The 24881-nt window shown below is 49.1% G+C and carries 13 protein-coding genes; all 13 read left to right on the forward strand.

The genetic code is table 11. From position 1 onward, the window contains the following. Positions 1-9: 9 nt before the first annotated feature. Positions 10-4518, forward strand: coding sequence for a hypothetical protein (locus AC04Q4_RS00740; protein WP_476388288.1), 4509 nt, complete (start codon positions 10-12; stop codon positions 4516-4518). A 320-nt stretch (positions 4519-4838) separates the two neighbouring features. Continuing rightward, complete coding sequence (locus tag AC04Q4_RS00745; protein WP_476388289.1) at positions 4839-7619, forward strand: FMN-binding protein; 2781 nt, start codon at positions 4839-4841, stop codon at positions 7617-7619. A 158-nt stretch (positions 7620-7777) separates the two neighbouring features. Next, positions 7778-11233 carry a cobaltochelatase subunit CobN gene (locus AC04Q4_RS00750; RefSeq protein ID WP_476388290.1) on the forward strand — a complete coding sequence of 1152 codons (3456 nt, stop codon included), beginning with the start codon at positions 7778-7780 and terminating at the stop codon, positions 11231-11233. Beyond that, a complete protein-coding gene (locus tag AC04Q4_RS00755) occupies positions 11230-12189 on the forward strand; it encodes a magnesium chelatase ATPase subunit I (RefSeq protein ID WP_306466238.1) in 960 nt (319 codons plus the stop codon). Before AC04Q4_RS00750 ends, AC04Q4_RS00755 begins: the two co-directional genes overlap by 4 nt. Before the next feature lie 95 nt (positions 12190-12284). Next, positions 12285-13025: a VWA domain-containing protein gene (locus AC04Q4_RS00760; RefSeq protein ID WP_476388291.1), complete on the forward strand. Its 741-nt coding sequence runs from the start codon at positions 12285-12287 to the stop codon at positions 13023-13025. A 245-nt stretch (positions 13026-13270) separates the two neighbouring features. Then, the gene (locus AC04Q4_RS00765; protein ID WP_476388292.1) at positions 13271-16729 is read left to right on the forward strand and encodes a hypothetical protein; all 3459 of its coding nucleotides are present in this window, start codon (positions 13271-13273) and stop codon (positions 16727-16729) included. Then, positions 16726-17802 (forward strand): heme-binding Shp domain-containing protein, encoded by a 1077-nt coding sequence (locus AC04Q4_RS00770; protein ID WP_476388293.1) that lies wholly within the window; start codon positions 16726-16728, stop codon positions 17800-17802. Before AC04Q4_RS00765 ends, AC04Q4_RS00770 begins: the two co-directional genes overlap by 4 nt. Further along, positions 17783-18937: a heme ABC transporter substrate-binding protein IsdE gene (isdE, locus tag AC04Q4_RS00775; protein WP_173753803.1), complete on the forward strand. Its 1155-nt coding sequence runs from the start codon at positions 17783-17785 to the stop codon at positions 18935-18937. Before AC04Q4_RS00770 ends, isdE begins: the two co-directional genes overlap by 20 nt. Positions 18938-18942: 5 nt before the next feature. Further along, positions 18943-19950: an iron chelate uptake ABC transporter family permease subunit gene (locus AC04Q4_RS00780; protein WP_476388294.1), complete on the forward strand. Its 1008-nt coding sequence runs from the start codon at positions 18943-18945 to the stop codon at positions 19948-19950. Continuing rightward, on the forward strand, positions 19940-20740 hold the full coding sequence (locus tag AC04Q4_RS00785) for an ABC transporter ATP-binding protein (protein WP_330575512.1): 801 nt from the start codon (positions 19940-19942) through the stop codon (positions 20738-20740). The genes AC04Q4_RS00780 and AC04Q4_RS00785 overlap by 11 nt, the downstream gene beginning before the upstream one ends. A gap of 37 nt (positions 20741-20777) precedes the next feature. Beyond that, positions 20778-21161: a YbaN family protein gene (locus tag AC04Q4_RS00790; RefSeq protein ID WP_173737635.1), complete on the forward strand. Its 384-nt coding sequence runs from the start codon at positions 20778-20780 to the stop codon at positions 21159-21161. Positions 21162-21168: 7 nt separating this feature from the next. Continuing rightward, a complete protein-coding gene (locus tag AC04Q4_RS00795) occupies positions 21169-22905 on the forward strand; it encodes an ABC transporter transmembrane domain-containing protein (protein ID WP_476388295.1) in 1737 nt (578 codons plus the stop codon). A 71-nt stretch (positions 22906-22976) separates the two neighbouring features. Beyond that, entirely contained in the window at positions 22977-24851 is a 1875-nt protein-coding gene (locus tag AC04Q4_RS00800) for an ATP-binding cassette domain-containing protein (RefSeq protein ID WP_476389069.1), read from the forward strand. The last annotated feature ends 30 nt before the right edge of the window (positions 24852-24881 follow it).

Below are 24881 nucleotides of genomic sequence, written 5' to 3' on the forward strand. Positions count from 1 at the left end.
AGGAAAGAAATGAGAAGAAAGAATTTATGGCTTCGCCTGTCATCCTGTACGATGGCAGCCCTGATCGCAACAACATCCATCGTGCCGGTATCTGCGGCAGAAGTGGAATTTCAGGATGAAGCTTCCGCAGAGGTAGCAGAAACACCGGAAACTGCAGAAGCACCTGAGGAAGATGCAGCAGCAGAGAAAGTACAGGAAGCAGCTGGCGATGAGGCAGAAGCTGAGGACGTGACACTTGCTACCGGCGAGAATGCAGAGCAGACCGAGACAGAAGACGCAGCAGAAGCTGAGCTTTCTATCGAAGACGGATTCTCTGACGGAGAAAGCGATGGGGCACTGGTGCAGGAGAGCCCGGCAGCTGAACTTACCGGTACGGTACAGACCGGATTCGGAGCTGCAAACACCAATCTGGAAAAAGGTACTTATAAAGTAACCATATCCATGATGAAGGCAGACGATACCACAGCAGCATCCATGGCAAACGCCTGCATCGCAGGAAAAGGAACTCTGGTAGTAGCAGAAGACGGAAGCGCTAAACTGACCGTACCGATCCAGGCCATCACCATGATGGGACAGACTGTTTATGCAACAGACTGGAAGGTATACAAGGGAGCTGTAGGAACGGAAGCGACAGCAGCAGAGTATACAACCGATAAAGACGGAAATGTAAACAGCATTACATTCGCAATCCCGGATAAAGCCCAGGACGGCGTATATGTAACCATGACTATGGCAGCAGGAAGAACACAGGACGCATTTCTGAAAGCTGATTATGCAAACGCAGAGAAGGATGCCGCAGCAGTAGACACATCCGCACTGGAGGCAACCATCGCACAGGCAGATGCCCTTGATGAGATGGCATACACCAAGGCATCCTGGGACGGAAATAAGGATGCCATTGATGCAGCTAAGACAGCAGCCAAAGCAGCACTGGAGAAAAAAGAATCTCAGGAGGCTGTGGATGCGGCGAATACTGCACTGGCAGATGTAGTAAGCAAACTTGAAGCAGCTGGTGACCCGGCAGAACTTCTGGCACTTCTTGACCAGGCAAAAGCAATGGTAGAAACAGATTATACTGTAGAAAGTGTACAGCAGTGGTGGAAAAATCTTCAGACTTCGATCACAAATGCGGAAACAGCAATCAATGGCCGTGAGACAGAAAAGGTTCTTGCAAGCAAGAAAAGTTCTCTGAACACTCAGATAGGACGTCTGGTAAAAGCTTACGATACAACAGTATTATTACAGAAGCTTACAGAAGCAGAGGCACTGAAAGAGGAAGATTATACGGAAGACAGCTGGAAAGAGGCAGGCCTTGCAGCTGTGATTCAGAGAGCGAAAGATGTCATTGACAATCGTGGAAGTAAAGATGAGGTAAAAGGTGCTGCCAATGAACTGGAAACAGCAATGGATAAACTGATAGCAGTTTCCATGGAAGTGACAGTTGGACGTGGAGATTTCGTAAAGAAACTCACACCTGGAACCTACAGCCTTCCGATCGATCTTCTGAATGCAGGACATATTGATGCTACACAGCAGTATACAACCAAAGATTACATGAAACATACATCCATGGCATCCGGATGCTTCACAGGAGATGCAACTCTGGTAATCCATGAAGATGGAACTGCAACTCTTACAACTGGTTTAGGAGCAGTTACTTCTGATGCTTTGGGATCTGCACAGTCCGGTGGTGCAGATGACTGGTCCATTTATGAAAATACTCAGGATTTCCTCAATGGAACTGCAAATTCTGCTAAAGGTGCCCGTTATAAAGCACATGTAGATAAATTGGGTATCCTTGGAGGAAAGAGAAAACCGACCAAGATTAGCTTTACTGTGCCGGATCTGAAACAGAACATAGTTGCAACCCGTATGCACATTGAGATCATGGGCATTTATCAGGATGCCTGCATTGGTCTTGACTGGAATAATGTAAAGAAAGTAAGCGATGATACAAGTGCAACTTCTACCGTAGAAAAAACTTACGAGATCGCACCGGATGTACAGACACAGCTTGAGAACATGAAAGCAGGAAGTACTGTAAAACTGGATGCAGATGTGACTCTCAGTGATGACTTGATCATCCGTGGCGGTACCCTGGATCTCAATGGTCATGCACTGAACCAGGCAGACAACCTGATCCGTATCAAAGGTGATGTAACGATCATCGACAGCAGTACGGAAAAAACAGGTAAGCTCACCCGTGAGAAATATGTAAGCAATACGAATTCCAGTGCTTCCATTACTGTAGAAAAGGGATCCTTGTCTGCAGAAGGTGTTACGATTGACGGACAGATTGGAAATGCAATGTCTTATAATTCACTGAATTATCTGGCTGGACTTCCTCGTGTTGCGGTATCACTGAAAAACTGTGCACTGGTTAATACATTACAAGCTGTAGGCAATACTACAAGTGATAAAAATGTATATTTTAAAAATATGTCCAACGGAATTGATGTGACAGTAGATAATTGTACATCTGATAAGGGAATGGAAGTTTCCGGCTGTGTGGGAGAAAAAGTTTCGGTTACAAATTCAACACTGTGGAGCTATAGTCAGTATAGTAATGAAGGTGGTGCTGCAACATTTACCGGTAATACAGTAAGTGGTAGTGTTACTATTAAAGCAGATGAACTCACGGTCAGAGCTGATAAAATCAGCAATGGTATAACCTTTAGTGGTAATGGTGATGTTACACTGGAAAACATGGATGTTTCAACTAATGACCCCCGTGGAGCAGCTGTTAAATCATACGGAACAGGAACTGTAACAATCAAAAGCGGTGTTTACACTTCTGAAGGTAAGAGAGGCTATGCAATCAATTCGTCTGGAGCACCGGTAGTAATCGAAGGTGGTTATTTCAAGAGTGCGAATAAGCTTGTAAATAATAATTCATACAAAACTCCTGCAAATAAAAAACTGGGAGAAGTAACAGAAGGTGATTATGCCGGATATTATACACTGGTAGATGATCTGGATGGAACTGTTGCAGATCCGGTAGCAACCATCTACAATGCAGATGGCAGTGAAGCAGAGAAACTGGGAGAGGATAAAGCAGACCTGATCGTTTCTTTTGCCGGTGAAGGACAGACAGTAAAACTGAACAAAGATATCAGCACAAGTTCTGAAACAAACTACAAGAATATGACACTGGATCTGAATGGACATACACTGACACTTGCAGAGGGAATGGTTTCTTTCAGTGGAACTTGCCGTGTGATTGACAGTTCTGCAGATAAGAGTGGAAAATTGGTGGCTAATGGATGGGCATTTACTTCTCAGCAGAATTTTGACTCTGGCCTGATTCTTGATAATGTAACTTGTGAAACACCAGTGCTTCAGTATGTTTCTATTGGTAAATTATACGTTATCAATGGTACTAAAATTATTGGAACAACAGTAATTAATCCGGCAATAGGTTCCGGCGCTGCATATGTTCAGGATAGTACATGGACATTTGGAGCGCAGGATGAAGACGGAAATGCTGTAGATGGACAGGCCCTTCTTGAAAATACAGTAAGAGCTGCCCAGTATACAATTACCAAGAACGAAGATGGTTCTTTCTCAGTAGCATCTACAAATCTTGGTAAAAACATGAGAGCTTTTGAAGCTCTGGATGCTTCTGCTTACACCAAGGTAAGCTACAAGGCAGCAAAAGATCTCTATGACACACTGGATGGAACAATCGATGAGGATATCACAGAAGAGCAGATCAAAGCATTCAACGATGCAGTAACCGCTCTTCAGCCGGTAGCTACAGAGACTTCTATCAACGCTCTGAAATCTGCCATTACAGCAGCCAAAAAGTTAAAAGCAGCAGACTACACCGCAGCATCCTACAAGACATACAAAGCAGCCATCACAGCCGCAGAGACAGTCCTGAATGGTGAAGATTTCTCCGATGCAGAGGTAACAGCAGCAACCAAGGCTCTTACTGATGCCAAGGCAAAACTTGTCAAGATGAAAACACAGTCTATCACCGTTTCTGTAAAGAACACCAAAAATGTGGTTTCCAAGAAATACGGTGACAAGGCATTCTCCCTTGGAGCAAAAGCGAAGACTACTTTAACTTACAAGTCTTCCAACACAAAGATCGCAACCGTAGACAGCAAGGGTAAAGTTACCATCAAAGCTGCCGGTACTGTAAAGATCACCATCAACGCAAAAGCAACCAGCACTTATAAAGCAGCAACAGCCAAAGTGCTGACCATCAAGATCGCCAAGAAAGCTCCGACCATCAAAACAAAGATCGGAACCAAGAACCTTTCTTACAACGCTCTGAAGAAGAAAGCACAGGTATTCACACTTGGCACTTCTGTAAACAGCAAAGGTACTTTAACTTACAAGAAACTTTCCGGATCCAGTGCAGTTTCCGTAAACAGCAAGACCGGCAAGCTCACAGTTAAGAAAGGCCTCAGGAAAGGCACTTACAGAGTAAAAGTTCAGATCAAGTCTGCAGCAAAAGGCAACTACACTGCAGGAAGCAGAACTGTAACCGTAACTGTAAGAGTTAAATAATTTACGGATCTTCGGATCAACAGATTCCACTTATGTGAAATCCCTCGGCTTTTTCTCCTGAAAGCCGGGGGATTTTGTCAATATCGATTAAAGGCCGAAATGAAAAAAAATCGGCCTTTTTTTGTGCCGAAAGTCCGGAAAAGCCTGTATTTAAAGCATTTTTAAAATTTTAAAACCGTTCCCGTAAGGAACCAAAGGCGAAAAAACAGTTGACTGAGACTAACAATCGTGGTTACAATGCCAGTATAGAGTTAGCCTGAGACAACAAGCGGCTATTTGTCCGGGCACAAAAGCACAAATAACAGAAAGGCAGAGAAAGAATGAAAAAGAAAGTAATCGCAGTTCTTCTTGCCTCCATGATGGCAACTTCCATGGTTCCGGTAACGGCCATGGCAGAGGATCAGCCTGACGTAGTGAGCGCAGAAGAGACACAGGACCTGTCCGAAGATACAGAGACAGAGGATCAGGGATTTTTTGAAGAAGAAACCGATGTGCAGGAAGCGGAGACAAAAGCTCCGGCAGAAGAGGAATCCCAAGAAGAAGATTCCCGGGACGCTGTAGAGCTGGAGAAGAGCGAAGATGCAGATTCTCTGGATCTTTCCCAGGATACGTTAGAGAGCGATTCTGATGAGGCAGATCCTTTCGGCCTTACCGATGGAACCGCACCGGCAGCAGAAGCAGCCGGAACTGTGACTTTTAACGGAGTTGCTTTTGATACTGCAAAAACCTACATCGTTCCGCTGACTCTGAAAAATGCCCACAATCTGGAGCAGGACAGTACGGCAGTTGCATGCCCGGGTAAATTCGGAACCCTGACATTTGACGCAGACGGAACTCCGAAGATTTCCACAAACCTTCGAAGCGTAACCGTGGGAACGCTTACCGATTATGCCTATGATTTCAAGATCTATCAGGGAACAAAGCCGTCTGGGGAGACGGTGGCTGCGGATATCGTGGCAGCACAGACGGTAGGCAAGGCAGACGGAAACGGAAACCATGAAGTTCCGGAAACCATCTCCTTTGCCATTCCGAAAGATGCGTACAACACAACAGGCGTATACTTAAGCATGTATGTAGATGCCATGGGCTATGCGCCGGATGCTTATCTTCAGATCGACTATGCAGGCGCAAAGGAATCCGGGGATCCGTCTCTGAATTTTACTACAGAGATCAGCACAGCCGAGGTGGAGCAGTTTGGTAATTACAATGTTACCTCCCAGGTGACGGTAAAGGATGGCCGTATTACCGATGTTGCTCTTGCAGGAAATGATTTCAAGGGAACCCATGCGGACGATAACCAGATGTACCTGAACAAGGCCATCAATGGTCTTGGCAGCACAAAGGGTATGAAGGAAAAGCTTACCGGCCTCTATATGAACGATGCCCAGAAGCTCAACGATCTGGATACTGTTTCCGGAGCAACCTATTCTTCCAACGCCATAAAGAACGCCACCATGAATGCCCTTGGTGTAAAGATCGAGCAGGAAGTGATCCCGGATGCCCCGACAGAAAAACCGGCGCCAGGACTTTACTACATCGAGATGAAAGACCGTACAGACGTGGTTGACCATGGACTGGTTGGCGAGAGCAAGAAAGTCGGCGCATACCTTCGTGTGGACAATGATGGGAAAATGTGGCTGACCTACAAGATGGTTTCCGGAACGACCGGAGAGCCGCTGTATGTTCTTGGCTATAACGGATATTATCCAAACGGTGATACTACACAGCCTCTTACAAAAGAAGGCGTAACATATTCCACAGAGAGCACAACAGCTCCGACCATCGGTGACTGTACGGTTGTTACGGATATCACAGTTCCTCTTGACGGCATCAGCCAGACCTATGTGAACAACGTATATCTCTATGTGGAAGCTATGAAAAACCTTAACGGCGAAGTTTCCGGTGTATACTTTGACGCAGGTAAGTTCAACATCAATTCCACCATTACTCTGTACTGGGATACTCTTTATAATCTTTCTGAGGATTCCGGCGCAGCAGAGCTTGCAAAGCTTTCCGATGGTGTATACAAGCTTAGCGGTGAGATGGTAAAGGTAAACAAGGTGGATATGTCCATGAGCAACAATGCCATCAACCACAACATCAAACTGGTAGTAAAGAACGGTGTTCCATATGTGAACATGAACTTCAACAGCCTGACCATCACTTCTCTGAAGGGATATCTGAAGGATCTGAACTACTATGCAAGTGGCTATGAGGTTTCCAAGACAGGAGAGCCAAGCGGAACTCTGGTTCCGGTAACTGTAAATTCTCTTCAGAAGTTCTCCAACGGAAAGACTCTGAAGGATGATTTCGGAACGGATTATCCGAATGATATTACGTTCCCGCTGTGCGAAGAGGCTCTGGAAGGAAACAATGAGATCCCGCTTCAGGTATTTGTTCCGATCATGGATGCCATCACTCCTGGCTCCGGAAAACAGAACGTTTATCTGCGCCTGGATTACTCCACACTGAAAAAGACCACAGATGCAGATGCAGATTTCGCTGAGACTGAGAAGGCTCCGACAGATCCTTCCACCATCAAGAAACAGGCAGCACAGACCATCACAGTTGCAGTTAAGAACAGCAAGAACGTGGTTTCCAAAAAATACGGTAACAAGGCATTCTCCATTGGAGCAAAGGCAAAGACAGCCATGACTTACAAGTCTTCCAATACAAAAGTTGCCACTGTAGACAGCAAAGGTAAAGTGACTATCAAAGCTGCCGGAACCGCAAAGATCACCATCACTGCAAAAGCGACCAGCAGTTACAAAGCTGCCACAAAGACCCTGACTGTCAAAGTTGCCAAGGCAGCACCGGTCCTGAAGACAAAGATCACATCCAAAAATGTTTCCTACAGTGCACTTCGTAAGAAATCGCAGGTGTTCACTCTTGGCGCTTCCGTGAGCAGTAAGGGAACACTGACCTATGCAAAAACAGCAGGAAGCTCTGCATTTACCGTAAATAAGACAAACGGAAAGATCACGGTAAAGAAGGGCCTGAAGAAAGGTACCTACAAGATCAAAGTGAAGATTTCCGCAAAAGCGACTGCAAACTACAATGCAGGAACAAAGACAGTTCTTGTTACTGTAAGAGTGAAATAAGCTCTGAAAAATTGATAACCTGACAAATTTCCCCCTCATCCGGCCCATGCTTCCCCTGGCATACGGCAGGACAGAGGGGGATTTTTTGCAGAGGGTATGTTATACTTGATACAGCGGAGGAGTTTTTACAGATCGATACAGACAGGAGAAGGGATTTTATGAAGATTACGATAACAGCGGTTTCCGTACCTGCCCTCCGGCAGATCCAGGCATTCCGGAAACGTTATGAACAGCAGTACCCGGAGGATGATCTGACCATCGTCTGTTTCTATGTTGCGGGACAGGAACAGCGATACGTTCTGGAACCGGAAAGGATCATACAGGATATTGCCACGGCAGATGTGGCGGTGGTGGATACCATGGGGGCTTCTGAAGAGCTTCAGGAGATCGTGGCAAAAGGTCTGAAAGCCTGTAAAGGCCATCGGATCGTCATTGGAAACGCACTTCGGGACTATATCCGCCTGGGTTCTTTTTCCATGGGTGCCATGGGAAAAATGATGAAAGGTTCCGGCGGGAAAAAAGATCCCGGGAATGTGTCCGGAACGTCCGGCACCGATGACGCAGAGGTATCTGGCAACGGTGAGAAAAAATCCTCCGCCGGTGCACTTACAAAAATGCACCGGATGCGGCGGATGGCAATGATGATGGGAAATGTGCTGCCTTTTGGAGTCACCCGGGATATGAAGAACGTGTTTCTTCTGATCGATTACTGGCAGCAGGCCACCAGGACAGATATGGAATCTTTTATGCATCTTATCCTCCGGCAGTACGGCGGACGAAAATTTCTCCCGAAGGAGAAACCCTGTACCATGGAGTACGGCGTCTATCTGAAAGATCCTTTTTCCATGGAAACCTGGGATACACCGGCGAAATTCTGGAAGAAGGCGGCTTTTGACAGTCAGCGGGAAATCGTGGCCCTGCTTTTTTACGGACATTCCTATCCCAATGATTTTCTGCCGGTAGTACAGGCTCTGGCAGAGAAACTGGGAGAGAGGTACAATCTGCTTCCCATTGCATTTTCCCAGAATGAGGACGGGGATCTGAAGAAACTGCGGGCATTTCTCACGCAGAAGAAAACACCGGTTTCGGCAGTGGTCAATCTGATGCCCTTCCGCCTGGGTGCAGGGCCCATGGGTGGAGATGCGGTGCAGGCGGTGGAAATCCTGAAAGAACTGGATGTTCCCTATTTCAAACCCTTCTGCCTGACCAGAGTTTCCGGGGAGGAATGGGAGCGGGTGGATGCCGTGAATCCCGGAGAGTTTCTTATCAGCATCCTGCTTCCGGAGCTGGACGGCGGGATCCTTACATTTCCGGTAGGGGTTATGGGAAGTGGAAGCACAGAGGGAGAAGAATCTGTCTTTCCACAGCTGGAACCGATAGCGGAGCGAGTCGATACCTTTGTGGCGCGCCTTTTCCGGATGCTGGAACTTAGAAAGAAAAAACGGGAAGAGAAGCGGCTGGCGGTGATCTTTTATAATTATCCCCCGGGGGAGAGCAATGTGTTCGGAGGAGCATTTCTGGATACCTTTGCCTCGGCATCCAGACTGCTTGAGGGGCTGAAAGAGGCCGGCTATGATACAGAGGGACGCTCTCCCGAAGAGCTTCAGGAAGTGTTTGTCACAGGCGGACACTGCAACCTGCCTCAATGGTGCGAGGAAGGGGAAGATGGGATCACCTGGGAGTTTGAGGGAGAAGAATATCCCATCCGGGGGATCTGTGTGGGAAATGTTTTTCTGGGACTGCAGCCCCTTCGCGACCCGGAGGGAGAAAGCGGAGATCCGGGAAGATATCACGACCGGAACCGGAAGCCTTCCGGGAAATATCAGGCCTTTTATCACTGGATCCGTGAGGGATTTCAGGCGGACGCCATGATCCACTTCGGCACCCACGGCACACTGGAATTTCTGCCCGGAAAAGATAACGGCATGACCGGAAGCTGCTGGCCGGATCAGCTGGTGGGAGAGATCCCACATTTCTATTACTATTATATAGGAAATCCTTCGGAGGCCATGATCGCCAAGCGCCGTTCCCTGGCAACGCTTGTAAGCTATCAGGCACCGGAGCTTAAAAAGAGCGGTCTGTATGGAGATTATCAGGAACTCAGGGAAATGATCGGAGAGTACCGGGAGAGCATCCAGAGTGCACCGGAGCGGTGCGGGGATCTTCTTTTGAACATCGCAAAAGCAGGGAAGAGCTGCGGATTTCTGGAAGGAGATTCCGGAGAAAACTGCTCGGAAAAAGATCTGGATCTTCTGGAAGAGAGGCTTTATGAGTATGAAAACAGTCTGATCACCGATGGTCTTCACGAGATCAACGAGACAGAACTTAACGGGCTGGTACATGGACTGGACGGCGGCTATGTTCCGGTGGGAACGGCAGGAGATGTGGTAAAGAATCCGTCGATCCTGCCTTCCGGGCGGAATCTGGTGCAGTTTGACCCAAGGCTGGTGCCCACCAGAACGGCCTGTGAGCGGGGAATGAAGGCGGCGCAGCTTTCGGTGGAGGCTTATCATGAGAAGACGGGGACGTATCCGGACACTACGGCGCTGATCCTCTGGGGACTGGAGACTTCCAGAAGCCAGGGTGAGACCATCGGACAGATCCTGTATTATCTGGGCATCCGTCTGAAAACGGAAAAGAGCAGTTACGATGACCGGCTGGAGGTGATCCCCACCGAGGAGCTGGACCGGCCACGTATGGACGTGGTGATCCACATCTGCGGATTTTTCCGGGACATGTATCCAAACCTGATCGATAACTTAAATGCCATGCTCCGGCAGATCCTCCGGCTTGAGGAAGGTCCGGAAAAGAGTTATTTTACGGCAAATACCAGAAAGATGGCAGAAGAGCTCCAGAGATCCCATCCCGAAATGGAGGAACGGGAAGCCTGGGATCTGGCATCCTGCAGGATCTTTGGCCCCAAAGAAGGGGAGTATGGAACCCGGCTTACGGATGTTGTGCGAAAAGGCAGCTGGAAGGATGCGGCAGAGATCGGAAGTTCTTTTACCGAGGATCTCTCTTACGGGTATTCCTTCCGGAGGCGAGGAGTGAAAGCCGAAGAAGTACTGGCCGGACAGTATGACCATGTGGATTTTATTTCCCAGGTGCGCAACAATGTGGAGTATGAGCTGACAGATCTGGATCACTATTATGAATTTTACGGCGGACTTGCCAGAGCCGTGGAGAACAAAAAAGGCAGCAAACCGGTCATGCTGGTGGCTGATACCACCGGTGAGGCGGTGAAGGTGCAGGATCTTAAGAGTTCTCTGGAGCGTGGGATCGCCACAAGGCTTCTAAACCCCGGATGGATTCAGGGGATGATGCGCCACGATTATCACGGTGTGCAGCAGATCGCGAAACGGTTTGAGAATGTGATGGGGTTTGCAGCCTCCACCGATGCGGTGACAGGCGAGACCTTTTCCCGGATGACCCGGTGCTATGCCGGGGATGAAAAACTCCGGAAACAGATGCAGCAAAGCAACAAATGGGCATATATGAAGATGATGGAGCGGCTGATGGAAGCCAGCAACCGGGGCTATTTTGAGGCAACAGAGGAAGAACTGTCCCAGATCCGTGAGGCATATCTGGAGGCAGAAGGAGAGGCGGAAGAATGATGCGGGAAAAAACTTATGATTATCCATTTACGGCCATTGTAGGCCAGGAACCTATGAAGGAGGCCATCCTTATCAATCTGGTGAACCCGTCTGCAGGCGGGGTGCTGATCCGTGGACAGAAGGGAACGGCCAAGACCACTGCGGTGCGTGCCATCCCGGGACTTATGAAGGACTGCCGGGTGGTGGAGATCCCTGCCAATGCCACAGAAGACCGTGTGGCAGGAACCATCGACATCGAAGCCGCACTGAAAGACGGGGAAAAACAGTTCCAGCCAGGTCTTCTGAAAGAGGCAGACGGAAATATCCTCTATGTGGATGAGATCAATCTTCTGGACGACCATATCGTGGATCTGTTACTGGATGCGGCGGCAACGGGGCGCAATACCGTGGAGAGAGAAGGGATTTCCTGTACTCATTCAGCCCGGTTTGTGCTGATCGGTTCCATGAACCCGGAGGAGGGAAACCTGCGGCCGCAGCTTTTGGACCGTTTTGGCATGGTGGTGGATGTGGAAGCAGAGACAGACGTGGATAAGCGGGTGCAGATCATTGAGAACCGGATGGCCTATGAGAAAAATCCGGGGTATTTCTGCCGGAAGTACAAAGAGTCTCAGGAAGAGCTTTCCGAGAGGATCCGCAGTGCCAGAGAGTTTCTGCCGACGGTGCGTGTCCCAAAGGAGCTGTTAAGGCTGGCGGCACAGATCTGTGTTGCCTACGGCACTGACGGCCACCGGGCGGATATCGGAATGATCCGGACTGCACAGACCATTGCCGCACTGGAAGGCCGGAAAAAGGCTTCCCGGGAGGATCTTGAGCGGGCTGCCCGGTATGTTCTGCCTCACCGGATGCGGAAAAATCCTCTGGAAGACGGACAGATGGATCCTCAGGTGATGGAAGAAATTCTTTCCGCCGGGAAAAAGAGCTCCAGGGAGCCGGAAGCTTCCGGGGAGGGTGACTAGATCCGGGGAAAGGAAGACGGGCAGATTCTGAGGAAGTATTCCTTCCGGTAAAACAGAGCGGAAGAGAGTATTCGGTACTGGAAGTTCTGGAGGGGATGAAACAGGAGATCTTTCTGAAAAGAGAGCAGAAGCACCGGAAAGAATGGCTGCCGGGTGGGAAGCACAGTGGTTCTCTGGTGATCCCCTCCGGTCAGGAAGAGATTTTGCGAGCCGGGGAGGTGGATCTTCCGGCGTCCGTCCGGGCGGCGCTGGAGAGCGGTAGGATCCGGGGAGAGGACCGGGAGATCAGAGCGTGTGATCTCCGGCTGAAACGCTTCCGGAGAAAAAATAAGGTGTCTGTTTTATTTCTGGTGGATGCCAGTCGTTCCCAGGGTGCAAAAGAGAGGCTTTCTTTTGCGAAAAGTGCGGTACTTTCCATTCTGCGGCGGGCGTACAGTGACAGGGACCGGGCAGGAATGGTGGTTTTCGGGAACCGAAAAGCAGAACTGATCCTGACTTTTACCAGAAGTGTGGATTTTGCGGCAAGGCCTATGGAAGAGCTGAAAGCCAGAGGGAATACCCCTCTTGCCATGGGAATCCGAAAGGCTCTGAAAGTTCTGGAGGCGGAAAAACGGAAGAATCCGGAAGAGACCGGGATTCTGGTGATGCTCACTGACGGCAAGGCCAATTTTGACACCCGGGAGGGAAAGCCCTGGTCTCTTGCCCTTGAGGCGGCTGAGGAGCTGAAACGAAAAGGCGTGCCGGTGTTGGTGATCGATACGGAAAATTCCGTGTTCGGCATGGGGCTGGCCAGACAGTTATCCGATGCGGCAGGCGGGAAATATGTGAAGCTCTGACCAGAGGATCTGTGTGAAAAAAAGCCGGATATCCAGGTGTATCCGGGATCTTGATTAAAGACCGAAATGAAAAAATTTCGGTCTTTTTTTTGTCGAAAAATCGGGAACATGGCGGATTTAAAGGATTTTTGAGATCATCGAACCGTTCCCTGTGAGCACGGTTTGGACGATAGTATGTTGACATTAACTTTTCCTCATGATACGGTTAATCATGGCTAACAAGTGCTCATAGGAGGATGATGGGTATGAAGATAAAAAAATTTAAGCGAAGCAGTGCGTTTTTTATGGCGGCTGCACTGTGCCTGGGGAGCACATCCGGCGTTTATGCTATGGATGAGAGTGAACTTTCCAGGATCATCGAAGAGGCGAAGAACACAGATACTTCCGGGTATACACCGGAGAGCTGTGAGAGCCTTCAGGCTGCTCTTGAAGGAGCGGAGAACCTTCTTTCAAAAGAAAATGTAACAGAGGAAGAGCTTGGGGCAGGCGGAATGATGCTTCAGGCAATCCTGGAAAATGGTCTGGTGGCTCAGGCGGACAAGTCTTCTCTGACGGCGGTTCTTTCGGAGGTGGCTGCATACACAGACGACACACAGGATGGATATGAAGTACTGGATCAGGTACGTGCCCAGGCTCAGGCTGTGCTTGAGGATGGTAATGCCACCCAGACAGAGACCGACGGCGTGGCATCCGCAGTGGCCCAGGCAGAGGAGAACCTTGGGGGCGGTATCGACAAGACTGTGTTAAGTGACCTGATCACCCAGGCGGAAGCGGTGGATACTTCCGGCTCAGATGACGCTTCCGTACAGCAGTTAAAGTCTGCCATTGCGTCTGCAAAACAGGTGGCTGCAAACCCGTCTGCCACACAGAGCCTGGTGGATAAGCATATCCAGCTTCTTCAGGCGGCTGCGGAGGCACTTTATCAGAAGACGGACTCCAATACGGTTTATGACGGGGTATACCAGATCGGCGGACTGCTCCACCATGCTACCGCAGATCAGGTTTCCATGGGAAACTCAGCGCTGGTAAAACCCTTCCAGCTGATAAAAAAAGGAAATGATATCCATCTGCGGATCGAATGTACGTCCCTGACTACCAAGCTTGGCAAGCAGAATTTTACCGGCTATCTGGCAAGCATGTGGTATTTTCCGGGATTTACCAGTGAAGATACCCTGCCTTATGCGGCCGCAGAGGAAGGCCAGGCTGTAGATACCGGTGAGACGCAGAATGCGGCGGAGACAGAAGCTGAAGATCCAGAAGAGGCGCAGAGCGCAGCGACGGAAGCTGCGGAGGAGAGTTCTCAGGCACAGACAGAGGATGCAGCAGAAGACGAACTTTTTATGGACGGAGAGGAAGCTTCCGGGGACAGCGATGGTGCAGCGACTGGAGAAGAGGCTTCTGCGGCTCAGGAAGAAACACAGTCTCTGGATGAGAATGAAGTTCCGGCGGCAGAGGCTGCCACAGCAAAAGCAGTGGGTGTGGAATCCTACTATGACATTTATGATTCCTACAACGATCCGAAAAAAGGCACCGATGCCACAGTAAAAGGGAAAAAATATCCTCATTACATAACCATTCCGGTAGAGCTGAACCAGAGCATCGTATGGACCAGGATCTATGTTCCGGTCATGGAAGCCATCAATGCAGGTGGCGGAAAGCAGTATGCGAAACTGTATCTGGACTGGAATGACCTGAAACAGATCAGCGGAACGGAAACGGACAAGGCGGCCCTGAAAAAACAGATCACAAACGCTCAGAATGTCCAGAAATCCCTTAAACAGGACAGCCAGGGCTATGCCGGTGAGCAGCTTGCCATGCTTGCAGATGCCATTGCGGCAGCTCAGGCAGTTTATAAAAACATGAACATCGACCAGACCGTTGTGGACAATGAGGTAAAAGCCCTTACCATGGCGGTAAATGCGGTGACCAAGGTCAAGGTAGATTCTGATAAGAGTGAGCTTAAGAAAGCCATCGAGACCGCGGACAGTTATCTGAATGAGACGGATGTAGAGTATGAAACATCGACCCGTGAGGCGTTACAGCGGGCAAGAGATAAGGCCAGTCAGGTCTATGACAATGAGGAGGCTTCTCAGACAGAAGTCAACAAGTGTGTCACTGCCATAGACAATGCCATCCAGGGACTGATCATCCAAGGAACGGACCGCCGTGAGATCAAAAAAGCGCTGACAAAGGCGGAAACTTATCTGAAAGATACAGCCCATTATACAGCCGCAGATATGGATGTGCTCCGTTCTGTTTATGAGACGGCAAAGGCGGTTTACGGGAACAAAGAGTCCAGCCAGGAAGAAACCGATGCCCAGACCGGTATCCTGGATTATGTGATGAAAAACATGAAGAAGGCTTCCCAGACAAAGGTGGATAAGACCGGACTTCATGAGATGCTTCTTACGGCTTCCAATATGGCAGGCAGGGAAGATACCTATACGTCTGACACACTGAAGACATTAAACTCTGCGATCACTGCCGCAAAGACGGTTTATGATAACAGCAGTGCCACCCAGAGCCAGGTCAATACACAGATCAAAAAGCTTTCCAAGGCAGTCAGCGGACTGAAGAAGAAGTCTTCCGGCAGCAGTTCGAACAGCAGTAATAATAACAACAGCAGCAACAATAACAACAACAGCAATAATAACGGCAGCAACAGCAGCCTGGATGTGAAGAACCTGGCGGACGGTGTGTATTCCGTCACAGGCTCCATGGTAAAGATTGACAAAACATCCGCATCCATGTCCAACGAAGCCATCAATCACACCATCAAGCTGACGGTAAAGAAAGGAAAATATTCCATTACCATGGACTTCAAGGGTCTGACCATCAACGGACAGCTTGGATATCTGGGTACCCTGAAATATTTTAAGACCGGCTACAAGCTGGATAAATATGGCGCACCATCCGGTTCTCTTGGCAATGTAACGGTGGATTCCTATCAGAAATACACCAACGGCAAGCTGGTTACGGACAATTTCGGAACCAATTATCCGGATGTGGTCACATTCCCGCTGATCGATGAGGCAAAAAATGATGGTTATGTGCCGCTTCAGGTTTTTGTTCCCATTATGGATTCCATTACCAAAGGCACCGGAACCCAGCCTGCCTTTCTGAAACTGGACTGGAGCACCCTGAAAAAGACGGACAGCAAGGATCCTGGTTTCGAAAATGACGATAACAATGGTGACGGAAGCAACAGCGGAAATAACAGCAGTAACAATGGAACGAACAGCACCGGAAACGGTTCTCTCAGAGGAAATAATGGCAGCTTAAGTACCAACAGCAACGGTTCCTTAAGTGGCAGTACTTCCAAGGCTGGAGGAAGCTCCTTAAAGAGCAGCGGTTCCCTGAAATCTTCCGGAACCACCACCAAATCCACATCCACAAAGAAATCAGCAGGAACTACTGCGCTGAAATCCGGAAAGAGCATCGGCAGCAAATCGGATTCCAAAGATACGGGAACCACAAAGCTTATCAGCAGCGGCCTTTCCGATGCGTCAGATCAGGATCAGGAGACAACCACTTCCGGCGAAGCTTATGCAGATACCGAGACTGGTACCGGGGAATCTTCCGGAAATATGAGAAAAGTGGCAGTTCCGGTATCCGTCAGCGCGCTGGCGGCACTGGCAGGTGTTTTCTATAAGATCAAGAGCAGAGGGGGAAGCCTGAGAAAGAAGGCAGGAAAGAAGAAATGAGAGAGAAAAACTGGAAAAAAAATCTACTGACCTGTTTTGGAGCGGCAGTACTCTTCGTGGCGGCAACTCTGGGATTTCCGGTAACTTCCGTCCACGCGGAGTCGGGAAGTGTGTATTCCTGTACCATTAACCGGTGTTATTCCCATCCGGTGACAGGAGAGATCGAAGACTCCGGCGGTGAGGCATCCTACGCCACCGGACAGGGTATGGTAGAAGGTGCGGTTTATGCAAGTGGTCTGATGGAAGTGACGGACTCCGGCAATTATTATCTGACGATCCGCATGAGCCTGATCGATTATACCTCCGGCCACAGTTTCAGCGTACAGAATGTAGGAGATTCCGGCTGGTCCGGCACAGGCGTCGCGGTAACCGCAAATGGTTCAGACAGCAACGGGACCACCTCCGATATCTGCATCCAGGTTCCAAGCGAGAACTGCATCGTCCGGGTCAGTATGTATGTAACCCCGATGGGAAGAAACGTTACATTTTATCTGTATCCAAGTGATTATTCCGAGGGAAACAGTGTGGGTATGAATCCTGCTTTTGTAACAGAAGAAGCAGCATCTGCCGAGGCTTCCGGAAGCGGCGGGGCAGTTGCCAACAGTACCCTGGATACGGGAAGTGCCCAGGGAGCCGGAGCCTCTGAAACAGCGGATACCCAGGAAACGGACGGAACAGAAAGTACGGATGAGGCTGCGCAGAGAACTGCAGAAAGCGGCTCCACGGAAAATGCTTCCACAGGAAATACGGATGCAATGAATTCCGGGAACACTGTAGCGGCAGCACAGAAACAGGCAGCAGCTTCCAAAAGTTCTGACGAGTCCGATACAGATAAGGAACTGAACAGCGCCCAGGGATTAAATCTTTCCACAGCGGAAGAGGACAGCATCACTTCCGGGGAAAAGAAATCTGACGGCGAAAGCAGCGTAAAGATCAATACGGTCTTTGCCATTGCTCTGGCAGTGACAGGATCCGGTCTGGTTCTGATCCTGGTAACTGCACTGATCATCTGGTACTTCCGTAAGAACTGGCGCAGATGGGGCGGAGAGGATGATGACGATGATGAATATTAAATCCTGCATCAGCAGAGGAATTTTTGTCACAGTCCTGGCGGCAGCGTCCCTTCTTCTCACCGGCTGTGTGGATCAGCACCCGGAAGGCACGAAGACAACCGCACAGACAGAAACGGTGGAGTCCATGCTGGAGATCACGGACCCTGTGGAAAAACAGGCAGTGGAAGTGGCAAAAGCTAAGGTACGATCCATGGAGGGATCCCCGAAGATCGTAGCTACTTCTCCGGCAGTTGCGGATATCTGTGACAAACTGGAACTGGATCTGGTTGGGGTATGCTCCAGCAGCATTTCCACCATCCCGGAGCGTTATAAAGCTGTAACCACCGTGGGTACAGCCATGAGCCCGGATATGGAGATCGTGGCTTCCCTGAAACCGGACTGGATTTTAAGCCCGATCTCTCTTCAGTCAGACCTTGAACCCAAGTACGAAAATATCGGCGTGGACTGGGCGTTTTTAAATCTTCGCAGTGTACAGGGGATGTACCGTTCCATTCAGGAACTGGGAGAGATTTTTGACAGGGAAGAGCAGGCAGGCACGCTGGTAAAAGAGTTCCGGGATTTCTACGAAGAATACAAAAAGAAGAACGAGGGAAAAGACCATCCCAAGGTGCTGATCCTGATGGGACTTCCGGGCAGCTATATCATTGCTACCGAAAATTCCTACGTGGGAAGTCTTGTGGCTCTGGCTGGCGGTGAAAATGTTTATACAGATACAGATCAGGAGTTTCTTACGGTAAACACCGAAGATATGAAGACCAAAGAACCGGATATCATCCTCCGTGCGGCTCACGCACTTCCGGATCAGGTCGTGGAGATGTTTAACGAAGATTTCAAGACCAACGATATCTGGAAACATTTCGACGCGGTAAAAAATGGCAGGGTGTATGACCTGACTTATGAAAATTTCGGAATGAGCGCAACCTTCCGTTATCCGAAAGCACTGGATGAGCTGCAGCCGATCCTTTATCCGGAAAGTGACGAGGATCTGGAAAAAGCGAAAAAGAACAGTGAAAACGCGCAGAAAAATGCAGAGAAATCCAATGCGACCCAGAAATATGAAGACGCGCAGAAATCCGGCACATCCGGAAAAACTGCAGCCGAAGATTCCCAAAAGACCACAGAAAAGGAGAGGTGACAAAAATGGATGAAAACAGAGAAAAAAGAAAGCGGCTCCGTGCAGTGCTCTCCTTTGTGCTCATGGCGGTGCTTCTGATGGTATTGTTTTTTGCAGCCATCAATATCGGAAGCCTGAAGGTTTCCTTCGGAGAGCTGATGAGAGGACTTTTTGTGGAGCGTATTGACGAAGTGGCAACCATCTATGATCTTCGTTTTCCGCGTATCATCATTTCCATGCTGGCAGGAGCCGCCATTGCGGTTTCCGGTGTTCTGTTCCAGGCGGTCCTTAAAAACCCACTGGCAGACCCTGGTATCATTGGTATTTCCAGCGGTGCCAGCTTTGCGGCAGTTCTGATCACAGCTTTTGCACCGGGACTGTATTTCTTTACTCCGCTGGTAGCGTTTTTTGGCGGCGTGGTCGCCTTTTTGATGGTTTACTGTCTGTCCTGGAAGGGCGGCTTAAGTCCTCTTCGTATCATCCTCACCGGTGTGGCAGTAGATGCATTGTTTGCCGGACTTTCCAGCGCTTTTAACAGCATGAGCGGTGGAAATATGTCCGGCGTGGCTTCCATCGTAGAAGCCAATATCACCCAGAAAACCTGGGATGATGTGACAACACTGGTTCCTTATATTGTGGCAGGGCTTTTCCTGGCATGCCTGTTTATCGGAGAGTGCAACCTGATGTCTCTGGAAGATAAGACAGCACGAAGCCTGGGACTGAACGTCAATGCCACACGAATCGTGATCTCCCTGATCGCGGTACTTCTGGCAAGTATTTCCACAGCCATCGCAGGTGCCATCAGTTTCCTTGGGCTGATCGTGCCACATATCGGAAGGATCCTGGTGGGAAGTGACCACAGGGCACTGGTTCCGTTTTCCGCACTTGCGGGAGCCTTTACCTTCCTTCTGGCAGATACCATCGGAAGGACCATTGCAGCTCCCTATGAGATCAGTGCGGCAGTTGTGATGAGCGTGGTAGGTGGTCCGTTCTTTATCATTCTCTTAAGGAGGTCAAAAAAATATGGTGACTGATACACAGAATACGGAAAAAAAACGACCTGCCATGGAGGTAAAGAATGTATGCTTTTCCTATGGTAAAAACGAGATATTAAAAGGCGCGTCCCTTAAGATAGAAAAAGGCAAGGTGACTACCATTATGGGAGCCAACGGATGCGGTAAATCCACACTTTTTTCCCTGATGACCAAAAACCTGGACCCTGCAAAGGGAAAAGTCCTTCTGGGAGGAAAAAACATCGCAAGGTTGCGTCTGAATGAATTTGCCAGAAAAGTGGCCATTGTACATCAGTACAATACGGCGGCGGATGACATCACCGTGGAGCGTCTGGTTTCTTTCGGAAGAACGCCTCATCTTGGTATGATGGGGATCCGTGGAGAAGAGGATGAGCGGTATGTGAACTGGGCCATGGAAGTGACCAATGTTTCCCAGTTTCGTGAGAGGGAATTATCCAGGCTTTCCGGCGGACAGCGCCAGCGTGTATGGATCGCCATGGCGCTTGCACAGGGAACTGAGATCCTTTTCCTGGATGAGCCGACTACATATCTGGATATCCGTTATCAGATCGAGATTCTGGAGCTTGTGCGGAAGCTGAACCGGGAATTTGGCATGACCATCGTCATGGTCCTTCATGACATCAATCAGTCGATCTATTTTTCCGACAAGATCATCGGTCTCGCCGGTGGAAAAGTCATCGTGGAAGGCGAGCCGGAAGAAGTGATCACAGAGGAAAGCATTCATGAACTTTATGGCATTGATCTGAAGGTAGCACGGGTGGACGGCCGGAAATTTGTACTGACAGTATGAGATACCATCGGGATAAGAACCCGGGAAAGGAAAGAAAATGAGAAATCCATTGAAAATATTCTGGATCCTGCTGGGGTTTCTTTGCCTTGGACTTGGCACCATCGGAGTTGTCCTTCCGATCCTGCCTACGGTTCCCTTTTATATGGCAACGCTGTTCTGCTTTGCAAAAAGCTCGGAACGGCTCCATACCTGGTTTATAGGAACAGACCTTTATAAAAAACATCTGGACAGTTTTGTGCAGAAAAGAGCCATGACGCTTGGAACCAAATGCAAGATCATCGGCATGGTGACCGTAGTTATGGTCATCGGATTTATCTGCATGAAAAATGTGCCTGTGGGAAGAATCTGCATAGCCGTTGTGTGGGTATGCCACATTCTGTATTTCTTCCTCAGAGTAAAAACTGTGGAGCCGGAGGTGTGAGCAGCCAATGATCAAGACAAGACTGGTGGGACTTTTATCCCACGCAAAAAAATATATCGTGTATACGATCCTGTGGCAGTGGCTTGCCCTGCTGTCCCAGGTGATTGCCGTTTTTTCCATTGCAGGGCTGCTGGAAAAAGTGATTTACGGTTCCGTTACTTCAGAAAGTGTAAAACGGACAGTTCTTACGCTGATCCTGGTTGTTGTAATCCGCTTCTTCTGTGAGCGGATGGGCGCAAGGTCGTCCTATCTGGCCTGCGTGGATGTAAAGCGGATCCTCAGAGAAAAAATTTATGAAAAAATGCTGAAGCTGGGTGCTTCCTACAGAGAGCAGGTTTCCTCCTCTGAAGTGGTGCAGGTTTCCACAGAAGGTGTGGAGCAGCTGGAAACCTATTTCGGAAAATATCTCCCCCAGCTGTTTTACAGCCTGATCGCACCGGTAACACTCTTTGTGATCCTCTGCCGGGTGAGCTTAAAAGCCAGCGTGGTACTTCTGATCTGTGTGCCGCTGCTTCCCATTTCCATTGTGGTGGTACAGAAGATCGCCAGGAAGCTTCTTAACAAATACTGGAGCATTTATACAGGACTTGGAGATTCCTTCCTGGAAAATCTTCAGGGTCTGACTACCTTAAAGATCTATCAGGCAGACCAGCAGAAAGCAGACGAGATGGATGCGGAGTCCCAGCGGTTCCGCCAGATCACCATGAAGGTTTTAACCATGCAGCTGAATTCCACCAGTGTGATGGATATTGTGGCTTACGGCGGTGCGGCCATTGGTATGGCGGTGGCGGTGACGGAGTTTCTACATGGGAATTTAAACCTTTCCGGAACCCTCTGCATTGTGCTTCTGTCCAGTGAGTTTTTTCTGCCGCTGCGGCTGCTTGGATCCTTTTTTCATATTGCCATGAACGGTATGGCTGCCAGTGATAAGATTTTCCGGATATTGGATATTTCAGAGCCGAAAGCCGGAGAGAAGACTCTGCCGGAGGGCGGTCTGGATATTTCTTTTCGGGATGTGCATTTTTCCTATGAGAAGGACCGTGAGATCCTTGGCGGGATCGATCTTCAGGTTCCTGCGGGAAGTTTTGTTTCCCTGGTTGGAGAGTCCGGCTGTGGTAAGAGTACCATTGCGGGAATCCTCTCCGGAAAGAACCGGGAGTTTTCCGGTGATATCCGTATCGGAGGAGTTGCCCGCGGGGACGTTCGCGAAGATGACCTGATGGAACATGTGGTTCTGGTGCGCCACAACAGTTATCTCTTTAAGGGAACAGTTCGTGAAAATCTTCAGATGGCAAAAACGGATGCCACGGATCAGGAAATGCGTGAGGTCCTTAAGAAGGTCAATCTCCTTGGATTTCTGGATACCCAGAACGGGCTGGATACGGTTCTTTTGGAAAAGGCGGGAAATCTTTCAGGGGGTCAGTGCCAGCGCCTTGTGATCGCCAGGGCACTTCTTGCGGATGCCCCTGTGTACATTATGGATGAAGCCACCTCCAACATTGATGTGGAAAGTGAAGAGCTGATCATGGATGTTATTCATGAGATGGCAAAAACCAGGACTGTACTTCTGATCTCCCACAGACTTGCCAATGTGGTACAGTCCGATCAGATCTACTTCCTGAAGAACGGTGAGATCAGAGAATGCGGAAAGCATGAGGAGCTGATGACCCTGGGTGGCGATTACTGTCATCTGTATGAGAGCCAGAGGGCACTGGAAAATTATGGGAAGGAGGGAAATGTGTGATGAGTGACAATAACGCACGTGAAATGGCTGAAACTCAGAAAAATATATACAGGCAGAAGACAGATATGGCCATGGCGGGAACAGATACAGCGAAAAAGCGAAGAAGTGCCATTGCTATCATGGGAAGTCTTATTGGTCTGGTGAAACCACTTCTACATATTATGGTGGCGGCAATCATACTGGGAACCGTTGGATATTTATGTGCTATTTTCCTGACCATCCTGGCAGGGCAGGTGATTCTTCACGGGCTGGCAGGAAATGCTGCAGGTGCGGAGATTTCTGTGATCTCAGAAGCTGCAATGAAGAGCACCTGGCTTTCCGGAGCTTCTGTGAACAGGATCCTTGCCGTGATGATCCTTATTGCGGTGCTTCGTGGTATCCTTCATTATATGGAACAGTATTGTAATCATTTTATTGCCTTTAAGCTTCTGGCGATCATTCGCCATAAAGTATTTGCCGCTCTGCGAAAGCTCTGTCCTGCAAAGCTGGAAGGCCGTGACAAGGGTAATCTGATCTCCATTATCACTACGGATATCGAGCTTCTGGAGGTTTTTTACGCACATACCATTTCTCCAATAGCTATTGCAATGCTGACTTCTGTGATCATGGTGATCTTTATCGGAAGATACCATGTGCTTGCCGGAGTACTGGCACTGGCGTCATATCTGATCGTAGGTGTGGTCATCCCCATGTGGAATGGAAAGTGTGGAAGTCAGAAGGGTATGGAATTTCGTACAGAGTTTGGCGAGCTGAACAGTTTTGTACTGGATTCCCTTCGGGGTCTGGATGAGACGATCCAATACAACCAGGGCGAAAAACGTAAAGGCCAGATGTCTGACCGTTCCCGGAAGCTTGCGGGAATGCAGGAAGAGTTAAGCCGGATGGAAGGTTCCCAGAGATCCTTTACAAATCTGATGATCCTGCTTGCTTCTTTTGGAATGCTGGCACTGACGATCTATCTTTATGGAAAAGGTGAGATTGGTTTTGACGGAATCCTTACCTGTACCATTGCCATGATGGGATCTTTTGGTCCGGTTGTGGCGCTGTCCAGCCTTTCCAATAATCTGAACCAGACTCTGGCGAGTGGTGAACGTGTGCTGTCCCTTCTGGAGGAGAAGCCGCTGGTGGAGGAGATTCCGGATGGAATCGAGTTTCATGCAGTTGGAAGGTTTAATGATGTGGAGAAACAAAATGAACCGGAACGGATAACAGCTGGTATGCATGTTAACGGTTGGGAAAAGGATGGAGCATATAGCTCTGATTCGGAGAAGATTGAAAATGAATCTGTTGTTGGATTTTCAGGTGCGGAAGCAGCTCATGTAACCTTTGCATACGAAGATGAAACAATTCTTGACGACTACTCCCTGAAGCTTTCCCCTGGCAGGATTACTGGTATCCACGGTTCCAGCGGCTCCGGAAAATCCACACTGCTGAAGCTTCTTATGCGTTTCTGGGATGTGAATAAAGGAATGATCTCCGTAGATAACAGAGATGTGCGGGAAATCCCCACCCGTCATCTCCGCGACCTGGAAAGCTATGTGACACAGGAAACCCATCTGTTCCACGATTCCATCGCAAATAACATCGCCATCGCGAAGCCGGGAGCTACCCGGGAAGAAATCATGGCTGCCGCAAAAAAAGCCTCCATCCATGACTTTATCATGACTCTTCCCAAAGGATATGACACAGAGGTCGGAGAACTTGGAGACACCCTTTCCGGTGGCGAGAAACAGAGGATCGGCATTGCAAGAGCCTTCCTCCATGACAGTCCCCTTTTACTTCTGGATGAACCAACTTCCAATTTGGATTCCCTCAACGAAGGCATCATCCTCAAGTCCCTGAAAGAAGACACCACCCGCCGCACTGTAGTCCTGGTATCCCACAGAGTCTCCACCATGAATGTGGCAGATGTGGTGTATGAGATGGAGAATGGGCGGCTGTCGTAAGGGTGGAAAAGGTTTTTCCAGAATTAATAC

The sequence above is a fragment of the Blautia sp. HA8986 genome (assembly GCF_056504635.1).